At 73.1% G+C, this 23,062-nt stretch carries 15 protein-coding genes and 1 rRNA gene; 10 read left to right on the top strand and 6 right to left on the bottom strand.

Going from position 1 to position 23,062, the window contains the following annotated elements; all coding sequences use genetic code 11:
• Positions 1 to 93, top strand: a 5S ribosomal RNA gene (rrf, locus tag ACWD6N_RS28865); the annotation flags it as partial.
• Positions 94 to 169: 76 nt separating this feature from the next.
• On the opposite strand, the gene ACWD6N_RS28860 is transcribed toward rrf, so the two are convergent.
• Complete coding sequence (locus tag ACWD6N_RS28860) at positions 170 to 565, bottom strand: hypothetical protein (protein WP_354963324.1); 396 nt, start codon at positions 563 to 565, stop codon at positions 170 to 172.
• An 88-nt stretch (positions 566 to 653) separates the two neighbouring features.
• The gene (locus ACWD6N_RS28855; protein ID WP_387324007.1) at positions 654 to 2,474 is read right to left on the bottom strand and encodes a VanW family protein; all 1,821 of its coding nucleotides are present in this window, start codon (positions 2,472 to 2,474) and stop codon (positions 654 to 656) included.
• A gap of 182 nt (positions 2,475 to 2,656) precedes the next feature.
• Here ACWD6N_RS28855 and nudC point away from each other — a divergent pair, with 182 nt between their 5' ends.
• A complete protein-coding gene (gene nudC, locus ACWD6N_RS28850) occupies positions 2,657 to 3,586 on the top strand; it encodes an NAD(+) diphosphatase (RefSeq protein WP_387324010.1) in 930 nt (309 codons plus the stop codon).
• Here nudC and ACWD6N_RS28845 read toward each other — a convergent pair.
• On the bottom strand, positions 3,480 to 4,904 hold the full coding sequence (locus ACWD6N_RS28845) for a polysaccharide biosynthesis protein (protein WP_387324013.1): 1,425 nt from the start codon (positions 4,902 to 4,904) through the stop codon (positions 3,480 to 3,482). The genes nudC and ACWD6N_RS28845 overlap by 107 nt on opposite strands.
• Positions 4,901 to 7,126 carry a hypothetical protein gene (locus ACWD6N_RS28840; RefSeq protein ID WP_387324016.1) on the bottom strand — a complete coding sequence of 742 codons (2,226 nt, stop codon included), beginning with the start codon at positions 7,124 to 7,126 and terminating at the stop codon, positions 4,901 to 4,903. Before ACWD6N_RS28840 ends, ACWD6N_RS28845 begins: the two co-directional genes overlap by 4 nt.
• A 136-nt stretch (positions 7,127 to 7,262) precedes the next feature.
• On the opposite strand from ACWD6N_RS28840, the gene ACWD6N_RS28835 reads away from it, so the two are divergent.
• Positions 7,263 to 8,981 carry a hypothetical protein gene (locus tag ACWD6N_RS28835; RefSeq protein WP_387324019.1) on the top strand — a complete coding sequence of 573 codons (1,719 nt, stop codon included), beginning with the start codon at positions 7,263 to 7,265 and terminating at the stop codon, positions 8,979 to 8,981.
• On the top strand, positions 8,978 to 9,145 hold the full coding sequence (locus tag ACWD6N_RS28830) for a hypothetical protein (RefSeq protein ID WP_158609830.1): 168 nt from the start codon (positions 8,978 to 8,980) through the stop codon (positions 9,143 to 9,145). Before ACWD6N_RS28835 ends, ACWD6N_RS28830 begins: the two co-directional genes overlap by 4 nt.
• 55 nt (positions 9,146 to 9,200) lie before the next feature.
• On the opposite strand, the gene ACWD6N_RS28825 is transcribed toward ACWD6N_RS28830, so the two are convergent.
• Positions 9,201 to 10,361 (bottom strand): glycosyltransferase family 4 protein, encoded by a 1,161-nt coding sequence (locus ACWD6N_RS28825; protein ID WP_354963329.1) that lies wholly within the window; start codon positions 10,359 to 10,361, stop codon positions 9,201 to 9,203.
• Positions 10,362 to 10,619: 258 nt separating this feature from the next.
• Between ACWD6N_RS28825 and ACWD6N_RS28820 the strand changes: the two genes are divergently transcribed.
• From ACWD6N_RS28820 to ACWD6N_RS28795, 6 genes are all read left to right on the top strand, one after another.
• Positions 10,620 to 12,290, top strand: a complete 1,671-nt coding sequence (locus ACWD6N_RS28820; protein ID WP_387324022.1) for a substrate-binding domain-containing protein — start codon at positions 10,620 to 10,622, stop codon at positions 12,288 to 12,290.
• Positions 12,287 to 16,564 carry an alpha-(1->3)-arabinofuranosyltransferase domain-containing protein gene (locus ACWD6N_RS28815; RefSeq protein ID WP_450005347.1) on the top strand — a complete coding sequence of 1,426 codons (4,278 nt, stop codon included), beginning with the start codon at positions 12,287 to 12,289 and terminating at the stop codon, positions 16,562 to 16,564. Before ACWD6N_RS28820 ends, ACWD6N_RS28815 begins: the two co-directional genes overlap by 4 nt.
• Positions 16,561 to 17,358 carry a class I SAM-dependent methyltransferase gene (locus ACWD6N_RS28810; RefSeq protein ID WP_450005345.1) on the top strand — a complete coding sequence of 266 codons (798 nt, stop codon included), beginning with the start codon at positions 16,561 to 16,563 and terminating at the stop codon, positions 17,356 to 17,358. Before ACWD6N_RS28815 ends, ACWD6N_RS28810 begins: the two co-directional genes overlap by 4 nt.
• Before the next feature lie 91 nt (positions 17,359 to 17,449).
• On the top strand, positions 17,450 to 18,616 hold the full coding sequence (locus ACWD6N_RS28805; RefSeq protein ID WP_387324031.1) for a DUF3068 domain-containing protein: 1,167 nt from the start codon (positions 17,450 to 17,452) through the stop codon (positions 18,614 to 18,616).
• A 420-nt stretch (positions 18,617 to 19,036) separates the two neighbouring features.
• Positions 19,037 to 19,660, top strand: a complete 624-nt coding sequence (locus ACWD6N_RS28800) for a DUF6230 family protein (protein WP_450005343.1) — start codon at positions 19,037 to 19,039, stop codon at positions 19,658 to 19,660.
• Between the two features lie 77 nt (positions 19,661 to 19,737).
• The gene (locus ACWD6N_RS28795) at positions 19,738 to 21,201 is read left to right on the top strand and encodes a DUF6114 domain-containing protein (protein WP_387324037.1); all 1,464 of its coding nucleotides are present in this window, start codon (positions 19,738 to 19,740) and stop codon (positions 21,199 to 21,201) included.
• A gap of 85 nt (positions 21,202 to 21,286) precedes the next feature.
• Here ACWD6N_RS28795 and ACWD6N_RS28790 read toward each other — a convergent pair whose 3' ends face one another.
• Positions 21,287 to 22,957, bottom strand: a complete 1,671-nt coding sequence (locus ACWD6N_RS28790; RefSeq protein ID WP_387324040.1) for a DUF885 domain-containing protein — start codon at positions 22,955 to 22,957, stop codon at positions 21,287 to 21,289.
• Between the last annotated feature and the right edge of the window lie 105 nt (positions 22,958 to 23,062).

Raw genomic sequence — 23,062 nt, 5'->3', positions numbered from 1 at the left:
ACGCCCGGTCACATTCCGAACCCGGAAGCTAAGCCCTCCAGCGCCGATGGTACTGCACTCGTGAGGGTGTGGGAGAGTAGGACGCCGCCGGACAAACATTGGTCAGGGCCACCCCTTCAGGGGGTGGCCCTGACGCATTTCCGCACCCAAATCTGCCGATCACCATTCGCTATCCGATCCGGGAGAGAGCCGCCTGGGCCCGCGGGCACTGCCAGCAGGCGACACCGTCGACCACAGCCGCGGTCGGCGGATGGGTGTCGCCGGCCGCACAGCCGGGCCAGACCGTGTCACCCTCGTCGAACTCCTTCTCCTGCAACAGGTCTGCCAACTCGACGACGGCCCGCTCGACGTCGCTCGTCACCGGGAGGCTGCCCAGGAGGGCATCGCCCGGCTGTCCCCGCCAGCGGTAACGGACCAGCAGGTTGTCGAGATCCCCCAGGTCCACGTCCAGCGGCTCCACGACGGCACCGCGCCGGGCGAAGTCGTCCGCCACCCGCCGTACCGCGCGCTGGTAGCACTCCAGCGCGCCGAGTACGCGCTCGACGTAGTCGTCGGGTTCCGACATGGCGCCCAGGCTACTCACGGGTGAGCGTGCTGGCCGTGGTCACGGCGGTGCGCAGCAGCACCCGGGTCCTGCGGTGGATCAGCGACGCTCAGGACGGCTTCGGGCCGCAGACGTAGCGGGGCTCCGCGTTGTAGCGCCAGGTGAACTTCTCCCGCTTGACCACCGCCCCGCCCTTCTTGATGACCCGGAAGGCGTCCTGGGTGAAGCCGTTGATGCCGTTGCTCGGGATGCACGTCGGGCCGGGTTCGAGGTGGATGAGCTTCGGCGTGGTCGTGTTGCGGCGTGGCCCGTACTCCGTCTTCACGCTGTCGTAGATCTTCGTGCTCCAGATCGACACGGTGATCGTGCTCGACGTGTAGGACGTGTCGATGAGCAGGCCGTACTGGGTGTTGTTGCGGAACTTGAAGTCCAGGTTCGGCCAGAAGATGGTCGACTCGATGACCGCCGGGTACCGGTCGAACCAGTACGAGTGCGGCTTGTGCTCGACGTCCTCCAGCCCCGCGTAGTAGGTGGCGTTGAACAGCGTGGTGGTGAACTGTGAGGTGCCGCCCCCGACACCGGGCACCAGCTTGCCGTCCAGGATCACCGGCGCGTCCCGGTAGCCCTGCGCGTAGCCGCGTTCGCCGGTGTGGCCGTTCAGCGAGAACGTCTTTCCCGGCAGCACGACCGTGCCGTCCACCTCCCTGGCGATCGTGGCGATGTTCTGGCTGCGCGACGAGGCCATGCCCCCGGTGAACCGGGTGGTGAAGGTGGAAACCCGCTCCTTGATGCCGAGACCGGCCAGCTTCTCCGCGGTCAGCTCGGGCGGTGTCGGCTTCAGTTCGCCGGTCACCTCGCGGCCGTCCGGCTTCGGCAGCACGGCGAGCAGATCACGGCCCAGGGTGGCGGTGTCCAGCTGCTGCCCGGGTCGCCCGTCGGTGACCTTCGGTCGGCCACCGGAAATGGTCATCGTCGCGTTCTTCGGCGGCACCTCGATGGCGTCCAGGTCGTCGCCGAGCGCCGAGCGCAGCCGCTTGACGTCCACCGTCGGGGTCAGCTTGCCGGCCTTGTCGGCGGTGAACCGCAGGCCCTTCGCGATGGCCGCGGGCGGGATCTTCAGCGAGCCGCGATCGGTGCGCAGGGTGACCGGTGCGGAGACGGCCGGCTTCGCCAGCTCGGCGACCAGCCGGTCCAAGTCCTCGGCGGTGGTCGCCGGCTGGCTCTCCACCAGCGGCACGGTGACCTGGGTGCCGGTCAGCCAGCCGGCGCGGACCGCGTCGGCGGAACGCTGCGGGTCGAACGCCAGCCCCGGCTTGGGCTGGACCACCTTCGGCGTGGTGCCCTTGTAGGTGATCGCCGGCATCGTCATCGGGCGGGCCTGGTCGCCGAGCACCTTGCGGAGCGCGACGTCCAGCCGATCCACGTCGACGGTGACGACCGGGTCGACGGTGCGGGAGCCGACCAGTCGGCTGACCGGGTGCGCGTCGGCCTCGGCTGCGGCCGCCACGGTGCCCTCGACGTCGACGTTCAGCCCCACGTCGGTGGGGTTGATCTCGGCCGTGCGCTCCCCGACGCTGACCCGCAGGGGCGCGGCGAGGGCCGCCGCCCGCCGGTCCAGCTCCGCGCGCAGCTCCCGGTGGGCGTCGGTACGGCTCCGGCCACCCAGCTCGGCGCCGAGCACACTGGTGCCACGGGGAACATCCCCGGCGTACGCCCAGGCGCCAGCGCCCGCCACGGCGGCGAGCACGCCGCCGGTGACGCCGGCGGCGAGGAGCATCCGTAGCCGGCGGGGGCTACGCCGGCGGCCCTCCGGCTCGCCGATGGGAGGTGGCGTGACCTGCCCCGGCCCGTTGTCGGGCCAGGTGACCGCGGTGACCTGCACGGTGGGCCGGTCGTCGGCGGGTGGACTTGTTTCGCCGTACAGCGTCACTGCAACCTCGATCGCCAGGTGCCGCGGGAGGTCCTCCCTCCCGGAGGCACCTACGGTAACGAATGCCCGGCCGTCCTCGTCGGCTGCACGCCCACCGGTGCCGATACCGCGTGTCGTCCCGGCGTGTCGCGCGGGGCGGGGGCGATGTCCGCGTGGGACCGCGCACGTGGCACGGTGGCGCTGTGAACACTGCGGAGCGGGTGTTGGCGTACGGCGGCGGGTGGCTGGACCGGGCGGGTGAGTTGCGCACCGATCCGGCCCGGCTGAGCGCACTGCTCACCGACGCGACCACCGTGGTGCTGCCGCTGTGGCGGGACCGCTGTCTCGTCGACGGGAACGGCCCGGTTCGGTTGACCGCGGAGCTGGCGTCTCTCGTCCGGTCCGCCGCGGTCGAGTCCGTATTCCTGGGGCTCGACGGGGACGCCGCCGTGTTCGCCGCGGACCTCTCCGCGCTCGGCGAGCAGTCCGCCGTCGAGATGGCCGGTGCGGCGCGGGCCGTCGACGTACGCGCACTGGTCGGCCGGCTGGACCCGGCCGAGGCGGCCGTCCAGGCGTACGCGCGGGGGTTGCTGCACTGGCACCGGCAGCAGCGGTACTGCGGCGCGTGCGGAGCGCCTGCTGTGGCTGGCGGCGGCGGGCACGTGCGGACGTGCACCGGCGGGGAGTGCGGGCGGCTGCTGTTCCCCCGGATCGAACCGGCGATCATCGTGCTGGTGGTGGCACCCGACGAACCGGGTGTGCCGGAGCGCTGCCTGCTGGCCCGGCACGCGGGCGCGGCGCAGGACGCGTACTCGACGCTGGCCGGCTTCGTCGAGGTGGGCGAGAGTCTGGAGGACGCGGTCCGGCGGGAGATGGCCGAGGAGGCCGGGATCACCGTGACGGACGTGGCCTATCAGGGGTCGCAGGCGTGGCCGTTCCCGGCCGGGCTGATGGTGGGCTTCCGGGCCAGCGCCGGATCGGACGAGGTCCGGGTGGACGGTGTGGAACTGCTGGAGGCCCGCTGGTTCACGCGGGCGGAGCTGCGGGAGCGGGTCTCCGCCGGTCGTCCGCTCGGCCGGGTCGACTCGATCGATCACCAGCTGCTGGGCGCCTGGCTGGCCGACGGCGACTGACCCTCGGCCACCGGTGGCCGGTCTTCCGGGGTCCGCCGCGGGTACGGCGAACGGTCAGCCAGATCATCACGGCGGCGGTCAGCGCGGCGGTGACCAGCGCGCAGCTGAGCACGCCCTCGACCGTGCGCGGCGCCACCAGCAGGGCCGCCCCGACCAGGCCGGCGGTGGCCACCCAGAGCGGCGCGGCCGGCCATCGGGCACCGGTCGCCACCCGGTCGTTGACCAGCATGAACACCACCGCGTAGAGAGCGCCGGTGGCGGCGAAGAGCGGGGCCGCGCCGGCCAGGTGCAGGTAGTCCGCGCCGCCCACCAGCCGGAAGGCCAGCCCACCGGCGAGGGTGGCGGCGGTCACCAGCACCGCACCGCAGGCCACGATCAGCGCCAACGCGAGCGCGCGAGCCCTCCGGTCGCCCCACGCCAACCTCGGCAGCACCAGCAGCGTGACCACCTGCGGCGCCCAGAGCGCGCCCTTGGTGAGCACCGACCCGACCGCGTAGCCGCCGGAGCCGGTGGCCGGTAGGAGTTGGCGGGCGAGGATCAGGTCGGCGTACGAGATGACGAGCATCGCCAGGGTGGCGCCGCACGCTGTCAGCACCTGCCGGCCGCTCAGTGTGCGGTCCTGCTCGCCGGCAGGGGTGGGCGCGACCCTCGGCTCAGGGGCGGCACCGCTGACGGCCGTGCTGCCGGGGGCGGCGAGCCGGGCCAGCAGCGGCAGGACGAGGAAGCCGGCGAGCATGCCGAGCAGCAGGGAGCCGACCGGTCCCCACCCGAGGGTGAGCCCGACGATGAGCCCGCCGTAACGCCCGGCGGCGAGCCCGGTCATCGCGCCCGAGAGCCGCAGGAACCGCTGGTCACCTTGAAGCTCGCCGAGCCAGCGACCGGCCAGCACAGTGGCGAAGGTGGTCGGGGCGAGCAGCAGGGTCAGTGCGACCGGAAGCCGGAGCGCCAGGGTGAGCACCGGTGCCGCGGCGAGGGTCACCCCGGCGGTGAACGCGGCGGTACGCAGCGCCAGTCGTGTCGTCCCGCTGGACCCCCACCTGGCGCGGTGGGCCGCCACCGCGATCTGCAGGCCGAACCCGGGCACTGCCGCGATGGCGCCGAGCGCGAGCACCGTGGCCAGCGCGCCGAGGTCGGAGGCGGTCAGTTGCCGGGCACCGAGCATGGGGACCAGGTAGGCCAGGCCGTTGGTCAGCATGGTGGCGGCGGTGACGGCCGCGCCCGCGACACCGAGCCGTACGACCCCCTTGTCGCGGGCCGGGCGCTTCGCCGCGTCGGGCCGGGTCACCTCCGCCACCAGCCGGGGCTCTTCGGTGGTCACTCGGGCTTCGGCACCAGGTCGCCGATGGTGATCTCGTTCGTGCAGAGCGTCAGGTCCGAGCCGGTCACCGTCAGCTCCACCGCGTCGTCACCGCCGGTGATTTCGAAGAAGCGCTGGTTCAGGCCCCTCTTGATCGGGAACGTGTGGCTGCCCTGCCCGAACCGCAGCACGGCCATGCCATCGGTCGAGCTCAGGTAGCCGATACGGACGATCCAGTCCCAGTGGTGCCGTGGCTTGTCCAGCGGCATCCGGACGGTCTGGCCGGGCGTCACCAGGTAACCGCAGCCCTCCTGCGGACCCGGAACGATGCTGCTGCCCTGAATGGTGGCCACCTGCACCCGCCCGAGGCCGTCCAGGATCGAGGCGTTCTCCGTCTCGGTCACGAACTCCGGACGCGAGCCGGCGGCCGCGAAGAACCGGGACTGGTAGTTGTACGGCCAGGAGAGATTCGACAGGACTTCGCTCGGGAGCGGCGTGTCGAAGAAGACGGTGCCGGGCGGGGCGCTGGCCAGCTCGATCCGGGCCGTGTCGAGGTAGGACCGGCCGTACTTCTTCGCCCACTCGTCGCCGTAGCGCGACGTGGTCCAGACCGTGCCGAACATCGCGGCCACCAGCAGCAGCGCCAGACCAGCCGTCACCACCTCGCGGTACCGCTCGGGCACCGGCCCCAGCCAGTCCGGCGGTGGGGGCGTTGACGGCCGCCGCTCGCCTCGACTGGCCGGGGACGCCGCGGTGGTTTCCGGCGCGCGCTCCGCCGGGGGCCTCGGCCCTGCCGTCGGCCGGGGCTCCGCTGCCTGCTCCGGGTCGAGTGGGGTGTCCGGCTCGGTCGTCGGTTCGCCGGCCGGGCCGGGGTCCGGGTCGTCCGGGGCCTCGGCGTGGATCACACCGGCCCGGGACGAGTGGGCCGCGACCACGGAGCGCGGTGCGGCCGGCGACGGCTCCGAGCGCGGCGCCCTGGGCGCCACCCCGCTCAGCGCCGCGGCCGGCTCCGCGTCGGCGGGCGGTGCCGGAGACCCCGCGGGCGGAGTTGACTCGTTGTCGGTCGGCTCGCCGCCGGAGGGCGTTGATCGGGCGATCCCGACGAGGGCCACGCCGACGCAGAGGGCGGCCACCACCACGGCGTCGCTGACGTAGCGGGGTACCCCGCCCGCGACGCCGGAGAAGACCGAGCCGAGCCGGGTGGCCGCCAGCAGCGCCGTGACGAGGATCAGGTAGCTGCCGAGCAGCACCCAGGCCCGGGTGGCCCGGCGGTCCCGCTTCACGGTCAGCACGATCAGCGCGGCGAAGACCGCCCAGGCGATCCAGCGACCGAGGTCGGGCGGTGCGACCACCGGCGACCCGTCTCCCGCGCCAAGCCAGCCCCAGGGGCCGCCCAACAGTCCGGGCACGAGCGTGGAACCGAAGAGTTGGGTGAAGAACGACAGCACCTCCTCCACCGACTCCGGCCGGCGTACGGACGACTCGGCGCGCCCCAGGTAGACCGCGGCGAACGCGCCGACCAGCGCGGTCAGCACCAGCCAGGACGGCCACCAGCGGCGCAGCGCCGTCAGCACCGAGCGGACCGGACCGCCGTCGGTGAAGAAGCAGACGGTGAAGAGGAAGACCAGGGGTACGGCCAGCAGCGCCTTCTCGAAGAACAGCAGACCCAGCAGCACGGAGAGGACCAGCGACAGCAGGTGGCGCTTGCGACCGGTGCGGACGTACCTGAGCTGGGCACCGAGGGCGAGCACCATGCTCAGCTCCATGGGCAGCATGTTCGCGCCCACCGCCCACCACGAGGTGGCCTCCAGAGTCAGCGGGCTGAACAGGAACATCCCGAGCGGGACGAGCAGCAGGCGGCTCGGTCGCAGCAGGTCCCACAGCAGTCGGTAGAACGCGACGGAGAGCACCGCCTGACCGGCGGCCATCAACAGCACGTACGGCCAGTAGGTGAGCCCGAAGGCGTCGGTGACCAGCCAGGTGAGCAGCCGTCCGCCCGGCATGAAGTGGTTGTTGTAGAGGCTGAGCAGGAAATCCGGGGTGAGGGCCGATTCGGTGGACTGCGTGACCAGCACGTAGTCGTCGGCCGCGAGGTAGCCGCGGGAGGCGATCTGCGCCCGCCACAGCACGCTGACCACGATCATCGTGACGGCCAGGGGTCGGATCGGATCGACGCGTACCCGTCCGCCGGCCTCGCCGGTCTCGCCACGCGCCGCGTCCACCTCGGATCCGGTCAATGCCATGGCGGGAAGACTGCCACACCGGTGACGGGTGGCCCCATCAGGTCAACGGATGGTTCAGGGGCCGACGGCGGTCCGCGTACAGTGGCCGCCACCAGCGCGACGGGTGCTCGCGCCGGACCGGGGTGGGGTCGACGAAATGCGCGAACGGTTGGTGCCGCACGGTGTCGCCGCCGCCGTCACGGCGGTGGTCCTCGCGCCGCTGCTGCTCCCCGGATACGTGCTCCGCTACGACATGGTCTTCGTGCCCCGGCAGGCGCTTGGCTGGGAGGTGATCGCTCCGGCCTCGGCGCTGCCCCGGGCCGTCCCGCAGGACGCCGTGGTGGCGCTGGCCAACCAGCTGGTGCCGGGCTGGTTGCTGCAACGGCTGGTGCTGGTCGCGATCCTCTACCTCGCGGCCCTCGGCGCGGCCCGGCTGGTGCCGACCGAACGGGTCGCGGTGCGGGTGGTGGCCGCCCTCGGGTACGCCTGGACGCCGTACCTGGCCGAGCGGCTGCTCGTCGGCCAGTGGGGGCTGCTGGTCGCGTACGCCGCGCTGCCCTGGCTGGTCCGGGCGGCGATCGGGGTACGGACCGGCCGGCCCGGCGCGCTGCCGCGGCTGCTGCTCGCCGCGGCGGCGTCCGCGCTCACCCCGAGCGGCGGCGTGATCGCGCTGGTGGCGATCGCGGTGCTGCTGCCCGGCCGGTATCCGGGGGCGGCCCGGGCGGCCTCGACCGCGCTGGGCGCGACGGTGCTGCTCAACGCGCCGTGGCTGGTCGCCGGGTTCGCGAGCACCGGCAGCGGGAAATCCGACCCGGCGGGCGTGCTGGCCTTCGCGGCGCGGGCGGAGAACTGGGCCGGGCCGCTGGTGGCGCTCGCCGGTACCGGCGGCATCTGGAACGGGCAGACCACGCCCGCCTCCCGGGGCGCGCTGCTGGTGCCACTGGTCACCGTGCTGGTGCTGGCCGTCGCCGGGTTCGGCGTACCGCTGCTGCGCCGGCGCTGGCCCGCCCCGGTGACCGGCCGGCTCGGCCTGCTCGCCGTCGGTTCCTGGCTTGTGGCGGCGCTCGGCGCGCTGCCCGGCGGCGCGGACCTGCTCGGCTGGCTGGTCGCGACCCTGCCCGGAGCGGGGCTGGTCCGGGACGGCCAGAAGCTGCTCATCCCGTACGCGCTGGCCCTGGCGGTGGCCGCCGCGGTCGGCGCGGAACGCCTCGCCGACCGGCTGGCCGCCCGTTTCGACCCGGCCACCGGGCGGGTGCTGCTGGTCGGTGCCGCGCTGCTGCCGGTGGCGCTCCTGCCCGACCTGGCGTTCGGTGCGGCGGGTCGGCTCCGACCGGTGGCCTGGCCGGCGGACTGGACCAAGGTGGCCCGGCTGGTCGAGCAGCGGCCCGGTGAGGTGATCTCGCTGCCGTTCCAGGAGTACCAGCGCTACGGGTGGAACCGGGACCAGGTGGTGATCGATCCGGCGCCCCGGTACCTCGGTGTGCCGGTGCTGATCGACGACACACTGCGGGTGGGTGGGCTGGCGGTGGCCGGCGAGGACCCGCGCGCCGAGCGGGTGCGGGAACTCCTCGACGCCGGGACGCCGGTTTCGGCGGCCGGCGCCCGCTGGGTGCTGGTCCAGCGGGCGGCGGGACCGCCGCCGCCTCCGACGGCCCTGGCCGGACTGCGGATCGTCCACGATGGACCGGAGCTGACCCTGTACGAGAATCCGCGCTGGTCTCCGCCGCCCGCGCCGACCCGGCCCGGGCCGGTCGGGCTGGCCCACCTGCTCGCCGGAACGGTGGTGCTGGCCATCGGTTTTTCGGGCGCTGCGCGGGCACGCTACCGCGTGGTAGCGTCCCGGCACGCGAGTCCCGCGGAAGGAGAAGGTGGATGAGGAACCTGCCCGCGTTCGTCGCCGTCGGGGTGCTCGGGGTCGTGCTCGGCCTGCTCGGTAGCGTCGGTCTGGCGAATGTGCTCAGCCCGTCCGCCAAGGAGGCTGCCACCACCAACGTCAATGGTGAGCAGGGCGCCGAGCCTCCGCTGTACGGCACGCGCTAAGTCAGACGACGAAAGGGCGCCCGCTGGTCGCGGGCGCCCTTTCGTGGTGCTCGGGTCAGCCGGCCCGGCCCGTCGCCTGGGCCACCAGTTGGGCGAAGCGGGCCCCGGTCGCCGTCCAGGTGAAGCGGGACGCGTGGTGCAGCGCCGCCTCACCCATCGCCTTGCGCCGCACGTCGTCGGCGAGCAGTTCGCGGACCTGGGCGGTGAACTCGGCCTCGTCGTCGGCGAGCAGGCCGGTTTCGGTGTCGACCATCGCCTCGGCGACGCCGCCGGCGTAGCGGAAGGCCACCGTCGGGGTGCTGCGCGCGGCGGCCTCGACGATGGTGAGCCCCCAGCCCTCCTTCAGCGACGGGGTGAGCGCCACCCAGGCCGAGGAGAGCACGGCGTGCTTCTCCTCCTCGCTGATGAAGCCGGTGAACCGGACGCGGTCGGCGATGCCGAGCGAGTCGCACAACTCCCGCAGCGGCTGCTCCCACCAGCCCTGACCGGCCACCACCAGCTCCAGGTCGGGCAGCTCACCGACGAGTTCGGCGACGGCGCGCAGGGCGATCTCCACCCGCTTGTGCGGGACCAGGCGGCCGAGCACCAGCAGCGACGGGTGTGGCGTGCGCGGCAACGGCGGTCCGGTCACCGGCGGCGTGCCGTTGGGCACCACGTCGATCCGCTCGGCGGCGACCCCGAGCGCGGCCAACTCGGAGCGGCTGGCCTCGGAGACGGTGACGTACCGGCAGCGCCGGTAGAGCCGGACGGCCAGCCACGACTCGATCCACCAGCCGAGCCGGGCCATCCACGGGCCGAAGACGACCGGCCACTGCTCCCGGTGCACGTGGTGCACCAGCGCGATCACCGGTCGGCCGGCGTACAGGGGGGCGAAGAACGGCACGCCGTTGCAGACGTCGATCACCAGGTCGGGCCGGCCGAGACCGCGCCGGCCGAGCGGGCCCAGGCCGAACCGGCCGGCGAGACAGGTCAGAGCGGCCCGGGCGTAGACGGTGTGCCGGGAACCGCGCCGCAGCACGCGTACGCCCTCGGCGGTGGTGTCCGTCGGGCCGGCGTTGCCGTGCGCGGCGCAGAGCAGGGTCACCCGGTGGCCCATGGCGACCAGTTCGGCGGCGATCCGCTCGAGGTAGACCTCGGAGCCGCCGCCTTCCGGGTTGGTGGTGTCGCGCCAGTTGAGGAACAGGACGTGGCGTGTGGGGGTGCCGGAGGGGTCCACGCTGCTCCTACCGATGAGTAAGTGAGCACGATCGCGCCACCCTAGGGCGGCCCGGCCCGTGGGCGCAATGGGTCGCACCGGCAGCGAAGATCGGATAACCGCTCGTCGATCGGGGGTTTGCCGGCGGCGGAAAAGCTTGGCAGGGTGTGCAGCGCAACCGCGCGTGACGGCCGGCGTCCAGGTGACGCCGCCCGGCGGGCGCGATGGATTCCGACCTGCGCACGGACGCGCCGGTACGTGACGAGGAGGTGGCCGGCGGTGTTGCGCGACGGGCTCGCGCCGGTGCGCTCCCTCTTCCGCCGATCCCCGGTGGTGCTGCTCAGCGCCGCCCTGGTGCTGCTGCTGATCGGTTGGGCCGCCGTGGCCTACGTGCGCGCGGACCGGGGTGTGCCGGAGTGCGCCGAGCGGGTCCAGCTGCGGGTGGCCGCCGCGCCGGTGATCGCCCCGGCCCTGGACCGGATCGTACGGGCCAGCGTCGGTCGGCAACCGTGCGTGTCGATCGCCGTGCAGGCCCGGGAGTCCGCCGCCGTGGCCGGGGAACTGGCCAACGCGGCGGACGTCGCCGACGCGTGGCTGCCGGAGTCCACGTTCTGGCTGCGCCGGGCCCGGGCCGGGGGCGCCTTCGAGGTGCCGGGCGAGGGCACCTCGGTGGCGAGCACCCCCGTGGTGCTCGCGGTGACCGAGCCGGCCGCGCGTCGACTGGGATGGCCGGCGAAGGCGGTGACGTGGGCGTCGCTGATCGGACCGAAGGCCCGTCCGGCCCCGGTGGGAGTGCCGGACCCGGCCGCCGATCCGGCCGGGGTCGCGGCGCTGCTCGGCGTGCGCGCCCTGGTCGCCGGTGAGCGGCAACCGGCCGCCGCGATGGCGGCGGTGCTGCGCCGGCTCGCGGGTGAGACGTTCCCCGCCGGCGAGGGCGGGGGCGTGCTGGCACCCGGGGGCGGGCTGGCCGGTAAGGCCCAGGCGGTGGCGGCCAGCGAGAAGGCCGTGCTCGACCACAACGCGCTGGCCGGCTCCAACAAGCTGGTCGCCGCGTACCCGGAGATCGGCGTCCCGTCGCTGGACCTGCCGTACGTGGTGCTGCCCGCCGCCCGCGGCCAGGTCCGGGAGGCGGCCGCGGGCTTCCTGGCCAACCTGCTGACGGTCGAGTCCCGGGACGCGCTGCTCGGGTTCGGCTTCCGGACGGCGGCGGGCTTCCCGCCGGCCATTCCCGACGACCGCCGACTGCGGGCGGAGGAGCGCAGCCCGGTGCCGTTGCCCGCCGAGGAGGCGGTCACCGAGGTGTTGAACGGCTGGAGCGGCGTGCAGCGCAGCGCCCGGATCCTCACCGTCATCGACGTCTCCGGCTCGATGGCGGCTCCGGTGCCCGGCACCGGCGAGACCCGGCTCGGGGCGACCGTCAAGGCCGCCCAGGAGGGCGCCGGTCTGCTGTTGGACAACAGCGAGCTGGGGATCTGGGTCTTCTCCACCAAGGTGGACGGGGGCCGGGACTACCGGGAGATCCTGCCCGTCGCCCCGCTGCGCGCCCAGCGGGCCCGGCTGGCCGATCGGCTCGCCGCCGTCCGGGTCAAGACCGGTGGGGGCACCGGGCTGTACGACACGACGCTGGCCGCGTACCGGGACGCCCGGCAGCACTGGACGCCCGGCCGGATCAACCTGGTGCTGGTCATGACCGACGGGCGGAACGAGGACGAGGACAGCATCGGCCGGTCGAAGTTCCTCGCCGAGCTGACCCGGTTGCAGGACCCCCGCAAGCCGTTGCCGATCATCTTCATCGGGCTGGGCCGGGACGTCGACCCGGACGAGCTGACCGCGATCGTCAAGGTGGCCGGCGGGCGGGTGTTCCGTACCGAGCAGCCCAGCGGCATCCGGCAGATCTTCTTCTCCGCGCTCGCCGACCTGAGCTGCCTGCCCCCGGAGTGCCGCCGATGATCCGGCCGCGCGTCCCCCGGCCGGTGCGCTCGGCGCCCTGGACCGCGCTGTCGCTGCTGCTGCTCACCGCGATCGCCTTCGGGCAGCGGCCCGGCCAGGTCACCTTCGACACCAAGCTCGACCTGGCCGCGAACCCGATCCACTTCCTGACCCGCGCGCTGCACCTGTGGAACCCGGAGGCGACCTCCGGCGAACTGCAGAACCAGGCGTACGGCTACCTCTTCCCGATGGGGCCGTTCTTCGCGGGCGGGCAGCTGCTGGGCGTACCGTCGTGGGTCACGCAGCGGGCCTGGACCGCGCTCCTGCTGGCGGTCGCGTTCTACGGGCTGCTCCGGCTCGCCCGGGCGTTGAACATCGGCACCGAACCGACCCGGTACGCGGCCGCGCTCGGCTACGCGCTGGCGCCCCGGATGCTCACCGAGATCGGCGCGCTCTCCTCGGAGACGCTCGCCGCGGCGCTCCTGCCGTGGGTGCTGCTGCCGCTCGTGCTGGTCCGCCGCATCGGCTCGCCACGCCGGGCCGCGGCGCTCTCCGCGCTGGCCGTGCTCGGCATGGGTGGGATCAACGCGGCGGTGGTCGTGCTGGCCCTGCTGCTGCCCGGGATCTGGCTGCTCACCCGACGCTGGGACCGAGCCCACCTGCGCCTGGTCGGCTGGTGGTGCCTGAGCGTCGCCGCGGTCTGCCTGTGGTGGATCGTGCCGCTGCTGCTGCTCGGCGAGTACAGCCTGCCGTTCCTGGACTACATCGAGTCGTCCACCACGACCACGGCGGTGGCGTCGCTCTTCCAGGCCGTTCGGGGCACCAACCAGTGGGTGGCGTACATCGTCCAGGGTGATCCGTGGTGGCCGGCCGGTTGGCTGCTGATCGACCACCCGGCGCTGATGGCGCTGACCGCGCTGGTCGCGTTGATCGGGCTGGCCGGGCTGGCCGGCAACCTGCTGCCCGAGCGGCGTTTCCTGGTGCTCGGCTTCCTGACCGGGCTGACCCTGCTCACCATGGGCTACGTCGGCAGCCTGGACAGCCCGCTCTCGGGGCCGGTCCGGGAGCTGCTGGACGGTCCGCTGGCCCCGTTGCGCAACGTGCACAAGTTGGACCCGATGTTGCGGCTGCCGCTGATGCTCGGGTTCGCGCACGGTGTGGACGCGGTGGTCACCCGGCTGCACAACGCCGCCGCTCGGCGCCGCCCCGGTGTCCGGCTGCGGCCGCTGGCGCTCGTACCGGTGCTGCTGCTGGTGCTGGGCGCGGCCGCGCCGGCCTGGCTGGGCCAGCTGCGGCCCGGGCCGGGCTGGTCGGACCTGCCGCCGCACTGGCGGTCCGCGGCCACGTGGCTGGCCGACCGGGACGCGCTGGCCCGGACGCTGATGGTGCCCGGGTCCGGCTTCGGCCAGTACGAGTGGGGGCGGACGGTCGACGAGCCGCTCCAGGCGCTCGCCGGAGCGCCTTGGGCGGTGCGGAACCAGATCCCGCTCGGCTCGGCCGGCAACACCCGGGTGATGGACACCGTCGAGACCGTCCTGGCCGGCGGCCGGGGGTCGGCCGGGCTGGCCGACTTCCTGGCCCGTGCCGGCTTCCGGCACGTGCTGCTGCGCAACGACATCGACCGGAGTCAGGTGGACGCCCCACCGGTCGCGGTGCTGCGCCGTGCGCTGACCGGATCGCCGGGCATCGCCCGGGTGGCGACCTTCGGGACCACCACCGCTCCCGGTCGCACGCCGGGCAGCCCGATGGACGACGACGCCGGCCCGGTGCCGGCCATCGAGGTGTACGAGGTGCAGCGACCGGTGCTGGTCGCCTCGGCGGTGCTCACCGACGACGTGCCGACGGTCAGCGGCGGGCCGGAGTCCCTGCTGCCCCTGCTCGAACAGGGGCTGGTGGAGCGGGACCGGCCGGTGGTGCTGGCCGGGGACCGCGCCGAGGTCGGTGACGAGCGGTGGATCGTCACCGACGGGCTGCGCCGCCGGGAACGCGACATCGGCCGGGTGCGGGACAACGTCAGCCAGACGCTGACCGCCACCGAGGCCGGCCGGCAGGGCCGGGTCGCCCTCGACCTGCTGCCGTTCCCCGGCAAGCGGCACCAGACCATCGCCACCTACCAGGGGGTGCGGGAGGTCAGCGTGAGCACCGCGACCAGCTTCGTGGACAACCTCGCCGCCGCCGACCCGTCGCACCTGCCGTTCGCCGCCGTGGACGGCGAGTACTCCACCGCGTGGCACTCGGCGCCGCTGGCCGGGCCGGTCGGCCAGTGGCTCCAGGTGGACCTGGACACCCCGCGTGCGGTGGAGACCGTGTCGTTGGCGTTCGTCGACGACCTCGGGGTCGGCTGGCCGGTGACCCGGTTCCGGATCACCACCGACCGGGGCTCGGTGGACCACGAGGTGGCCGACACGCTGGGTGGCCACTCGTACTACACGTTGCCCGGATCGACCAGCCGGGTACGGGTCACGGTGCTGGCCGTCGCCGGGGAACGGCGCGACGGCGGGGTCGGCATCCGGGAACTCGCCATCCCCGGCACCACCGCCCGTCGGGCGCTCAGGGCGCCGAACGACCTGCCCAACGGGTTCGGTGGTCCGGTGGCCTGGTCGTTCAGCCGCGGCTCGGGCGACCGGCCCGCCTGCTTCCCGACCTCCGCTCCCGGTGCCGGTTCGGACGCGGCGGGGACGGGGAACGGGTCGGCGGGTGGCACCGGGACCCGGCCGGCCGGAGCGGTCGTACGGTGCGACCGCTTCCTGGCCCGCGCCGGCGAGGAACCGCTCGGCGTCGACCGGGTGTTCCGCAGCACCACCCCGGGCAGCTACCGGCTGGCGCTCACCGCCGTGCCACGGCCGGCCGGTCAGCTCACCCTGATCGGGGTGCCGGTGGTGGCCACCGTCTCCTCGTACCTGACCGGCGATCCGGCCGTCGCCGGTTACGCGGCCGTCGACGGCGATCCGGGGACGGCCTGGCTGGCGGACACCGGCGACCTGCGCCCCACGCTGCGGCTGCGGTGGCCCAGGCAGCGACGCCTCGCCGAGGTGCGGCTGCGGCCCGCGGAGTTGCCGGTCGGCTCGCTGCCCACCCAGGTCGAGGTACGGACCCCGGGCCGCAGCCTGGTGCTGCCGGTCGGCGCGGACGGAACGGTCCGCTTCCCGGCGGTCCGGACGGACCGGATCGAGATCGTGGTCCGGGAGACCGCCGCGCGGACCGCCGACCGGCGCGGTAACGGCTGGACCGCCACCGCCGGGATCGCCGAGGTGGAGATTCCGGCGCTGGACGACCTGCTCCGCCCGCTTTCCGGCGGCACCCGGGTCACCGAGAGGTGCGGCACCGGCCCGGCCGTGGAACTGGACGGCTACCGCTACGAGACGTCCGTGACCACCACGCTCGCCGACGTGCTGGCCGGGCGGCCGGCACCGGTGACGATCTGCGGCTCCACGGGGGCGGTGGTGGACCTCCCGGCCGGAGGGCACCAGCTCGCGACCGCACCGTCGGCCGGTTTCCTGGTGCAGGACGCCACGCTGCGCCCGGAGGCGGCGGTGCCGGCACCCCGGCACCGTGCGGTGACCACGCTCGACTGGGACCCGACCGACCGCCGGGTGCGGGTGGCCGCCGGCGGTGCGGCGCTGCTGGTGGTGCCGGAGAACGCCAACGCCGGCTGGACGGCCACGCTGGACGGTCGAAAACTGACCACGACCCGGGTGGACGGCTGGCAGCAGGCATGGGTGCTGCCGGCCGGTGACGCCGCGGAGGTCCGGCTGGTCTTCGCGCCGGACCGGACGTACCGGGGCGCTCTGGCGGCGGGCGCGTTCGCCGCGCTGGTGGTGCTCCTGCTGGCCGCATGGCCGGTCCGCCGCCGCGCCGGGGTGGACCGGACGATTCCGGCCGAGGGCCCGGCGTGGGCGATCGGCGTCCTGCTGGTGGTGCTGCTCGCCGCCCTGGGCGGGGTGCTGCCGGTGGCCATCGTGCTGGCCGCGATGCTGCTGCGGCAGCTCGCCATCCGGGCGTTGCCGGTGGTGGTGCTCGGCGGGCTGACGGTCGCCACGGTGACCGCGGTAACGGGCCGGTTGCAGGGCCACGGGCAGGAGTGGGCGTACGGCCCGTGGGTGCAGGCGGCGATGCTGGTCGCGGTCGCCGCGGTCACCGCGGCGGTGATCCCGGCTCCCGGCACGCCCGCCGAGCGACTCGTACCTGCGGGCGCGGGCGAGGCGGCGACGGACCCGTCTCCGCAGACGAACGACGGTGGGCCGGACGCGGCCGGCCCCACGGATCAGGACGAGGACGGGACGGTGGCGCGATGACCACAGCAGACGGGATCGCTGGCCCGGCGGACCGCCGCCGGTTCGCCACGCTGGGCCGCTCGGTGACGCTGTTCCGGGCGTTCCTGGTCGAGCAGACCGACCCGGACCACTTCTACGGCCTGCTGGCCGGGGACTCGGTACGTCAGGTGTCCGGCTACACCGCGCTCGCCGGGCGGACCGTGCTCGACGTCGGCGGCGGTCCCGGCTACTTCGCCTCCGCCTTCCGGGACGCCGGTGCCCGTTACGTGGGCCTCGACCCGGACGTCGGCGACTTCTCCGCCGCCGGGGAGTCCGTCGCCGGCATGCTGCGGGGCAGCGGCACCGCCCTGCCGGTCCGGTCCGCCAGCGTGGACGTGACGTTCTCCTCGAACGTGCTGGAACACGTCTCCGAGCCGACCCGGATGCTGGACGAGATGGCCCGGGTGACCCGTCCCGGTGGCGTGCTCTTCGTGTCGTTCACCCCGTGGCTGTCACCGTGGGGCGGGCACGAGACGGCCCCCTGGCACTACCTCGGCGGCGACCGGGCCCGGCGGCGCTACCAGCGGAAAACTGGCCGACCGCCGAAGAACCGCTACCTCGAGACGCTCTTCCCGGTGTCCATCTCGGACGCCCTGCGCTGGGCCCGCGGCAGCCGCGACGTCGAGGTGCTCGAGGCGCTACCGCGCTACCACCCGTGGTGGGCCCGCTGGGTGATCCGCGTGCCCGGCGTACGGGAGATCGTGGCCTGGAACTTCGTGCTCGTCCTGCGGCGCACCGGTCCGGAACCGGGCGGCGCGGCGGAAAAACAGAGCTGACCGGGGGTCGCGTTGCGATGTGACCAGGTAGTAACCTCGCGGCCACATCACTGATCGATAGCGGCGAAATTAGCTCCTCCAGGGAGGAAACATGAAGCACCGCGCCATAGGTGCCGTGCTGTTCGGTGGCGGCGTACTGCTCCTGGCGTTGGCCGCCGGATTGGTGTTCGTCGTCAAGCCCGCGATGACCAAGCTGCCCTACGATTTGGAGGCGTCGACGTCCGTCGCCGAGGCGAAGGGTGCGACCTTCCTTCAAATCGCCAACGGCGCCATCGCCATCAACCAGGGTGACCTCAAGTCCACCGTCCTGGTCACGCCCAACCGCGAGCAGACCGCCAACCTCAGTGGCGACCTCGAAGGCGACACGGTGGTCTGGACGGTCGGTCAGACGGTCGACCGGACGGACACCAAGGAACTGGTCAACGCGTACGGTGCCACGCTGGCGCTGGACCGGGTCTCCGGTGCCGCCGTGGACTGGGACGGTCAGTACCTGGACGACACCGGCACGCGGGAGAAGGTGACGTTCGCCGGCCAGGTCTACAAGTTCCCGTTCAACACCGAGAAGCGGAGCTACGACGTCTTCGACCGTGATCTGCGGAAGGCGCTGCCGGCCGAGTTCAAGGGCACGGAGGACGTCAACGGGCTCGAGGCGTACCGGTTCGAGCAGGTGATCACCGACCAGCAGCTGAACCTGGCCGCCGACCGGATCGGCCTGCTGCTGGGGGCCCTCGCCCCCGGCGCGACCCAGGGCACGATGACCTACAGCAACACCCGGACGCTCTGGGTCGACCCGGTCACCGGGTCGTACGTCAAGGTGCGGGAGGTGCAGAGCAAGGCCCTGGTGCCGGACGTCGGCACCCCGATCTCGCTGCTCAAGGCCGACTTCACCTACAACGACGCCACCATCGAGGCTTCGGTGGAGCGGGCCAACGAGAGCCGCGGTCAGCTCACCATCCTCGGCGTGTGGGCCCCGATCGGCGTGGCCGTGCTGGCTCTGCTGCTGATCGTCGCCGGTCTGCTGGTGGCCCGCCGAGGCGGGGCTGTGCCGGCGGGCGAGGCGCGCCACCGGGCCGACCCGGTGCCCGTGGAGGACCCGACGCCGACCCGGGTGGACCAGCCGGCGGTGCGGGACGACGAGTCCGAGCGGGAGGGCGGTCCACTGACCGACGAGATTCCGCCGGCATCGACGAACTGGAAGTCCGAGGACCCGACGGTGCCGACCCAGCGCCCGGCTCCCGGCGAGGTGGAGCAGCGCTGACGCGCGTACGACCGGAAGTACGACGAAGGGGTGGACCGCGATGCGGTCCACCCCTTCGTCGCGTGACGGGGGTACCCGTCTCGGACGCCCACGCAGCGGCCACGACCTGCGCACTTTACATCTGTTACCTGATTGTAATCGGTCGATGTGATTGTGACTCTCCGTCGCCCTGTAGTGGGCATATGCCGGCTTTGTCGGCACTTCAGACCACTCTGCACGTGGAGGGCTCGACACTTCGTGACGCCCTGCCACCGTTCGGTCGCCCGTCTGTTACCGCTGGGTAATCAGGGGGTTGTGAGCCGCGCCGCAACGGGTGCACGATCAGGCTCGATCGTTACCCGCCGGTAACAGGTGACGGGCCCGGTGCGGGCCGCCAGTCCGGGACCGGCCACCCGCGCGCATCCGCCCGAGGAGGAACCCGTGCAGGATCGGTTTGACAATCAGGGTCGTACCCGGTGGCGGCGGTTCGCCGCCATGATGGTGCCCGCCACGGCCGCCGCTGGCGCCATCCTGTTCGGGATGTCGTCCGGCGCGATCGCCTCCGACATCAGCGTGTCCGGGCAGACGTTCAAGATCGGCGCCGAGCGCCTCGAAGGCGACGGCTTCAAGCAGTACGGCGGCATCGTCCGGGAGAAGGGCAAGGACGGTAAGGCCGGCGAGGTCCACCCGGTCGCCCTCTCCGAGATCAGCAGCGCCGAGCTGTACAGCCTCTGCCAGTCGGTCCGCGCCGACCTGCCCGGCCTGCCGGTGGTACTCACCATCAACGCCGGTGAGGGCAAGGAACCCGCCCGGGCCAAGGACCTGCTGATCGCGATGGACACACTGAACGGCAACGCGACGTTCACCAACATCAAAATCGGCCGGGACGCGACCGACCTGAACCCGACGGCGAAGGCCGGTTCGTTCGGTCAGAACTCCGACCACGTCACCATCACCAACCTCCAGCAGGTGTCCCGGTACACCACGGCGGCCACCTTCAACCTGGTCGGACTCCGGCTGAAGGTCAACGTGGGCGACGACGCCAAGGGCAAGGAGTGCTTCTGAGGTGAGCCGTGGCCCGCGGTGGCCGACCGCCGCGGGCCACGTCCGTGTCCCCGTCCCCGCTCCGCCAGGAGGAGTACGTGACAAGCGACAACCCGTCCCACGCCCGGCCCGGCGATCCGGCTCAGGCGTGGCGGATCTTCCGCCGTTGGCAGCGGAGCCGACCGTTCTGGGGCGGCCTGTTCATCGTCCTGGCCGGGGTGGAGATGTTCGCCTCCACCCGGATGACGCTGAACGGCCTGAGCTTCCACAGCGGAGCCACCGGCCTGCTCTCGCTGTTGATCCCGGTCATCCTGGTGACCTGTGGCCTGCTGCTCTGGCTCAGCCCGGCGCAGCGGCTGTTCTACTCGATCGTCGCGGCGGTCACCGCCGTCTACGCACTCATCGGGCTCAACCTCGGCGGCTTCTTCGTCGGTCTGCTGCTCGGCATGGTCGGGAGCGCACTCGCCTTCGCCTGGACGCCCACCCGCCCCGCCCCACCCGCCGCCGAGCCGGCCGCCGCCGAGCCGGCCGACACCGAGCCGGCCGACACCGAGCAGTCCGACGCTGAGCGTTCCGACGCTGAGCAGGTCGAAGCCGAGCAGCCCGGCGTGGTTGATGACCCCACGGTCGAGATCGCCGACGCGGGCGCGCCGCCCGAATTGCCGGGACGCTCCGCTGATCCGCGTACCTTCGCCATCGTCCTGGTGCTGCTCGGTGTCGCGGCCGCTGGACTGGCCACCCAACCCCGACCCGTGCAGGCCGCCCCCGACCGGCCCGCCGCGACTGCCTGTCCCATCCCGCCCAGCGTGGTCACCCCGTCGCCCAGCCGGAGCGCGCCCACCGCGACGCCGACGGCCAGCCCGAGCCCGACGCCGGAGCGCGACCCGGACGGCAACCTGATCACCGACATCCTGGACGGGATCGGCGACCTGTTCACCGGTGGACGCCGCGACGACACCGCGACGCCGTCGGCGAACCCGACCGCGCCACCGTCAGCGAAGCCGACCGGCACGCCGACCCGGCCACCGGCCAGCCGCCCCGAGCCCACGGACTGCCCGTCGCCGACCCCGACCCGTCCCGCCAAGCCGGGCAAGGCGGAGCCGGGTAAGCCGCTGCCGCGCCTCGCCGCCGACCCGACGCTGCCGAAGGTCGCGCAGACGCCGTCCAAGCTCACCGGCTCCAAGGTCATCATGACGGGGCTGCGGTTCGAGGGCACCACCGAGCTGCGGTCCGAGAAGGGCGACCTCAAGGTGCTGAAGTTCAGCATGCGCGAGGCGGTGACCGACGACTTCCTGCTCCGCGCGGACGGCCCCGAGGGACGCAGCCAGCGGTACGCGACCGACCGGCTGACCATTCGGGGTGACGTGGCCTTCTACGCCACCCGTTTCGTCGGCCGGCTGCTCGGCATCAAGGTCACTCTCACCCCGGACCTGCCGTTGCCGGACGGCATACCGGTCACCCTGCCCATCCCGGTCACGTTCACCGAGCCGGTCATCGACCTGGCGTACGTCACCAGCGACACGCTGACCGCCCGGCCGTCGTTGGCGCTGACGCTCGGTTAGGCCCTGGACCCACACGGCGTCGGACGCCGGCGGTACGGGGCGTCCCGCCGGCGTCCGTCACCGTCGTGATCGGTGCCGGGACGGCTCAGAGCCGGGCCAGCGCCTTGCGCAACGGGTCGAGGCCCAGCGCACCCAGGTCCAACGCCTGCCGGTGGAACTCCCGCAGGTCGAAGTCCGCGCCCTTACGGGCCTTGGCATCCTCGCGGGCCTGGAGCCAGATCCGCTCACCGACCTTGTACGAGGGTGCCTGCCCCGGCCAGCCCAGGTAGCGGTTCAGCTCGAAGCGCAGGTTCTCGTCCGGCACCCGGCAGTGCCCCCGCATGAACTCCCAGCCCAGCTCGGGCGTCCACCGCTCGCCCGGGTGGAAGCCGAACGGGTTGTCCTTCGGGATCTCCAGCTCCAGGTGCATGCCGATGTCGACGATCACCCGCGCCGCGCGCATCGCCTGGCCGTCGAGCATGCCCAGCTTGTCGCCCGGGTCCTCCAGGTAGCCCAGCTCGTCCATCAGCCGCTCCGAGTAGAGCGCCCAACCCTCGCCGTGCCCGGAGACCCAGCAGAGCAGGCGCTGCCAGCGGTTGAGCAGGTCGGCGCGGACCGCGGTCTGCGCCACCTGGAGGTGATGACCCGGCACGCCCTCGTGGTAGACCGTGGTCACCTCCCGCCAGGTGGAGAAGTCGGTGATGCCCTGCGGCACCGCCCACCACATGCGACCCGGGCGGGAGAAGTCCTCGCTCGGCCCGGTGTAGTAGATGGCGCCGTCACTGGTCGGGGCCAGGCAGCACTCGATCCGGCGAACCTGCTCCGGGATGTCGAAGTGGGTGCCGTGCAGCTCGCTGATCGCCTTGTCCGCGAGCGCCTGCATCCAGTCCCGGAACGCCTCCTTGCCCTGGATGGTCCGCGCCGGGTCGGCGTCGAGCGCGGCCACGGCCTCGTCGACACTGGCGCCGGGGCCTGCGATGCGCCCGGCGACGACCCGCATCTCCGCCTCCAGGCGGGCCAGCTCCGCGAACCCCCAGGCGTACGTCTCGTCCAGGTCGACCTTGGCGCCGAGGAAGTACTGCGAGGCGAGCTCGTAGCGTTCCCGGCCGGCGGCCTGCTTGTCCCGCCCGTGCGGTGCCAGCTCGGCGCGCAGGAACTGGCCGAACTCCGCGGTCGCCGCGGTGGCCGCCGCCGCGCCCCGGCGCAGCTCGGCGCCGAGCGTGCCGTCCGCGCCCAGCCGCTCGACCAGCCCGTGGAAGAAGTTGTCCCCGGTCGGGTCGACCCAGACGTCGCACTGCTTGGCCACCTCGACCAGCTGCACCTTCGAGCTGATCTGGCCGGCGGCGAGCGCCTCCCGCAGCGTGGTCTTGTAGCCCTCCAGCGCGCCGGGGAAGCCGTTGAGTCGGGCAGCGATGTTGGCCTGAGCGTCGGCCGTCGCGGTCGGCATCAGGTCGAACACCATGCGGATGTCGTGCAGCCCGCTGGCGATCACATTGACCTCGCTGGTGGCCTCGCCGGCGTCGTACCGGGCCAGGTCCAGGCCGAGCCGTTCCTGCATGGCCTCCTTGGCGGTCCGTTCCGCCTCGGTGTCCGGGTCGGTCACCTCCAGCTCCGAGAGCGTCCGGCGGGTCAGGTCCGCCCGCGCCCGGTAACCCTCGGGCGAGAGATCGTCCAGCTGGTCGTCATGGCCGGCGATGCCGACGTAGGTGGCGCCGGTCGGGCTCAAGGGCGCCCACTCGGCCACGTAGCGGTTGGCGAGTTCATCAATTCGTCCCACGGTGCGACCCTACGTGACCACCCCGCCCCGGTGTCGACGACGTTTGTCGTGTTCAGCTGGCAGTTGGCGGCACCGTGGTGGTCAGAGATGGTGTCCGAAAGTCGT

This window comes from Micromonospora sp. NPDC005163 (assembly GCF_053599835.1).
This window is presented reverse-complemented; position numbering and strand designations above follow the sequence as displayed.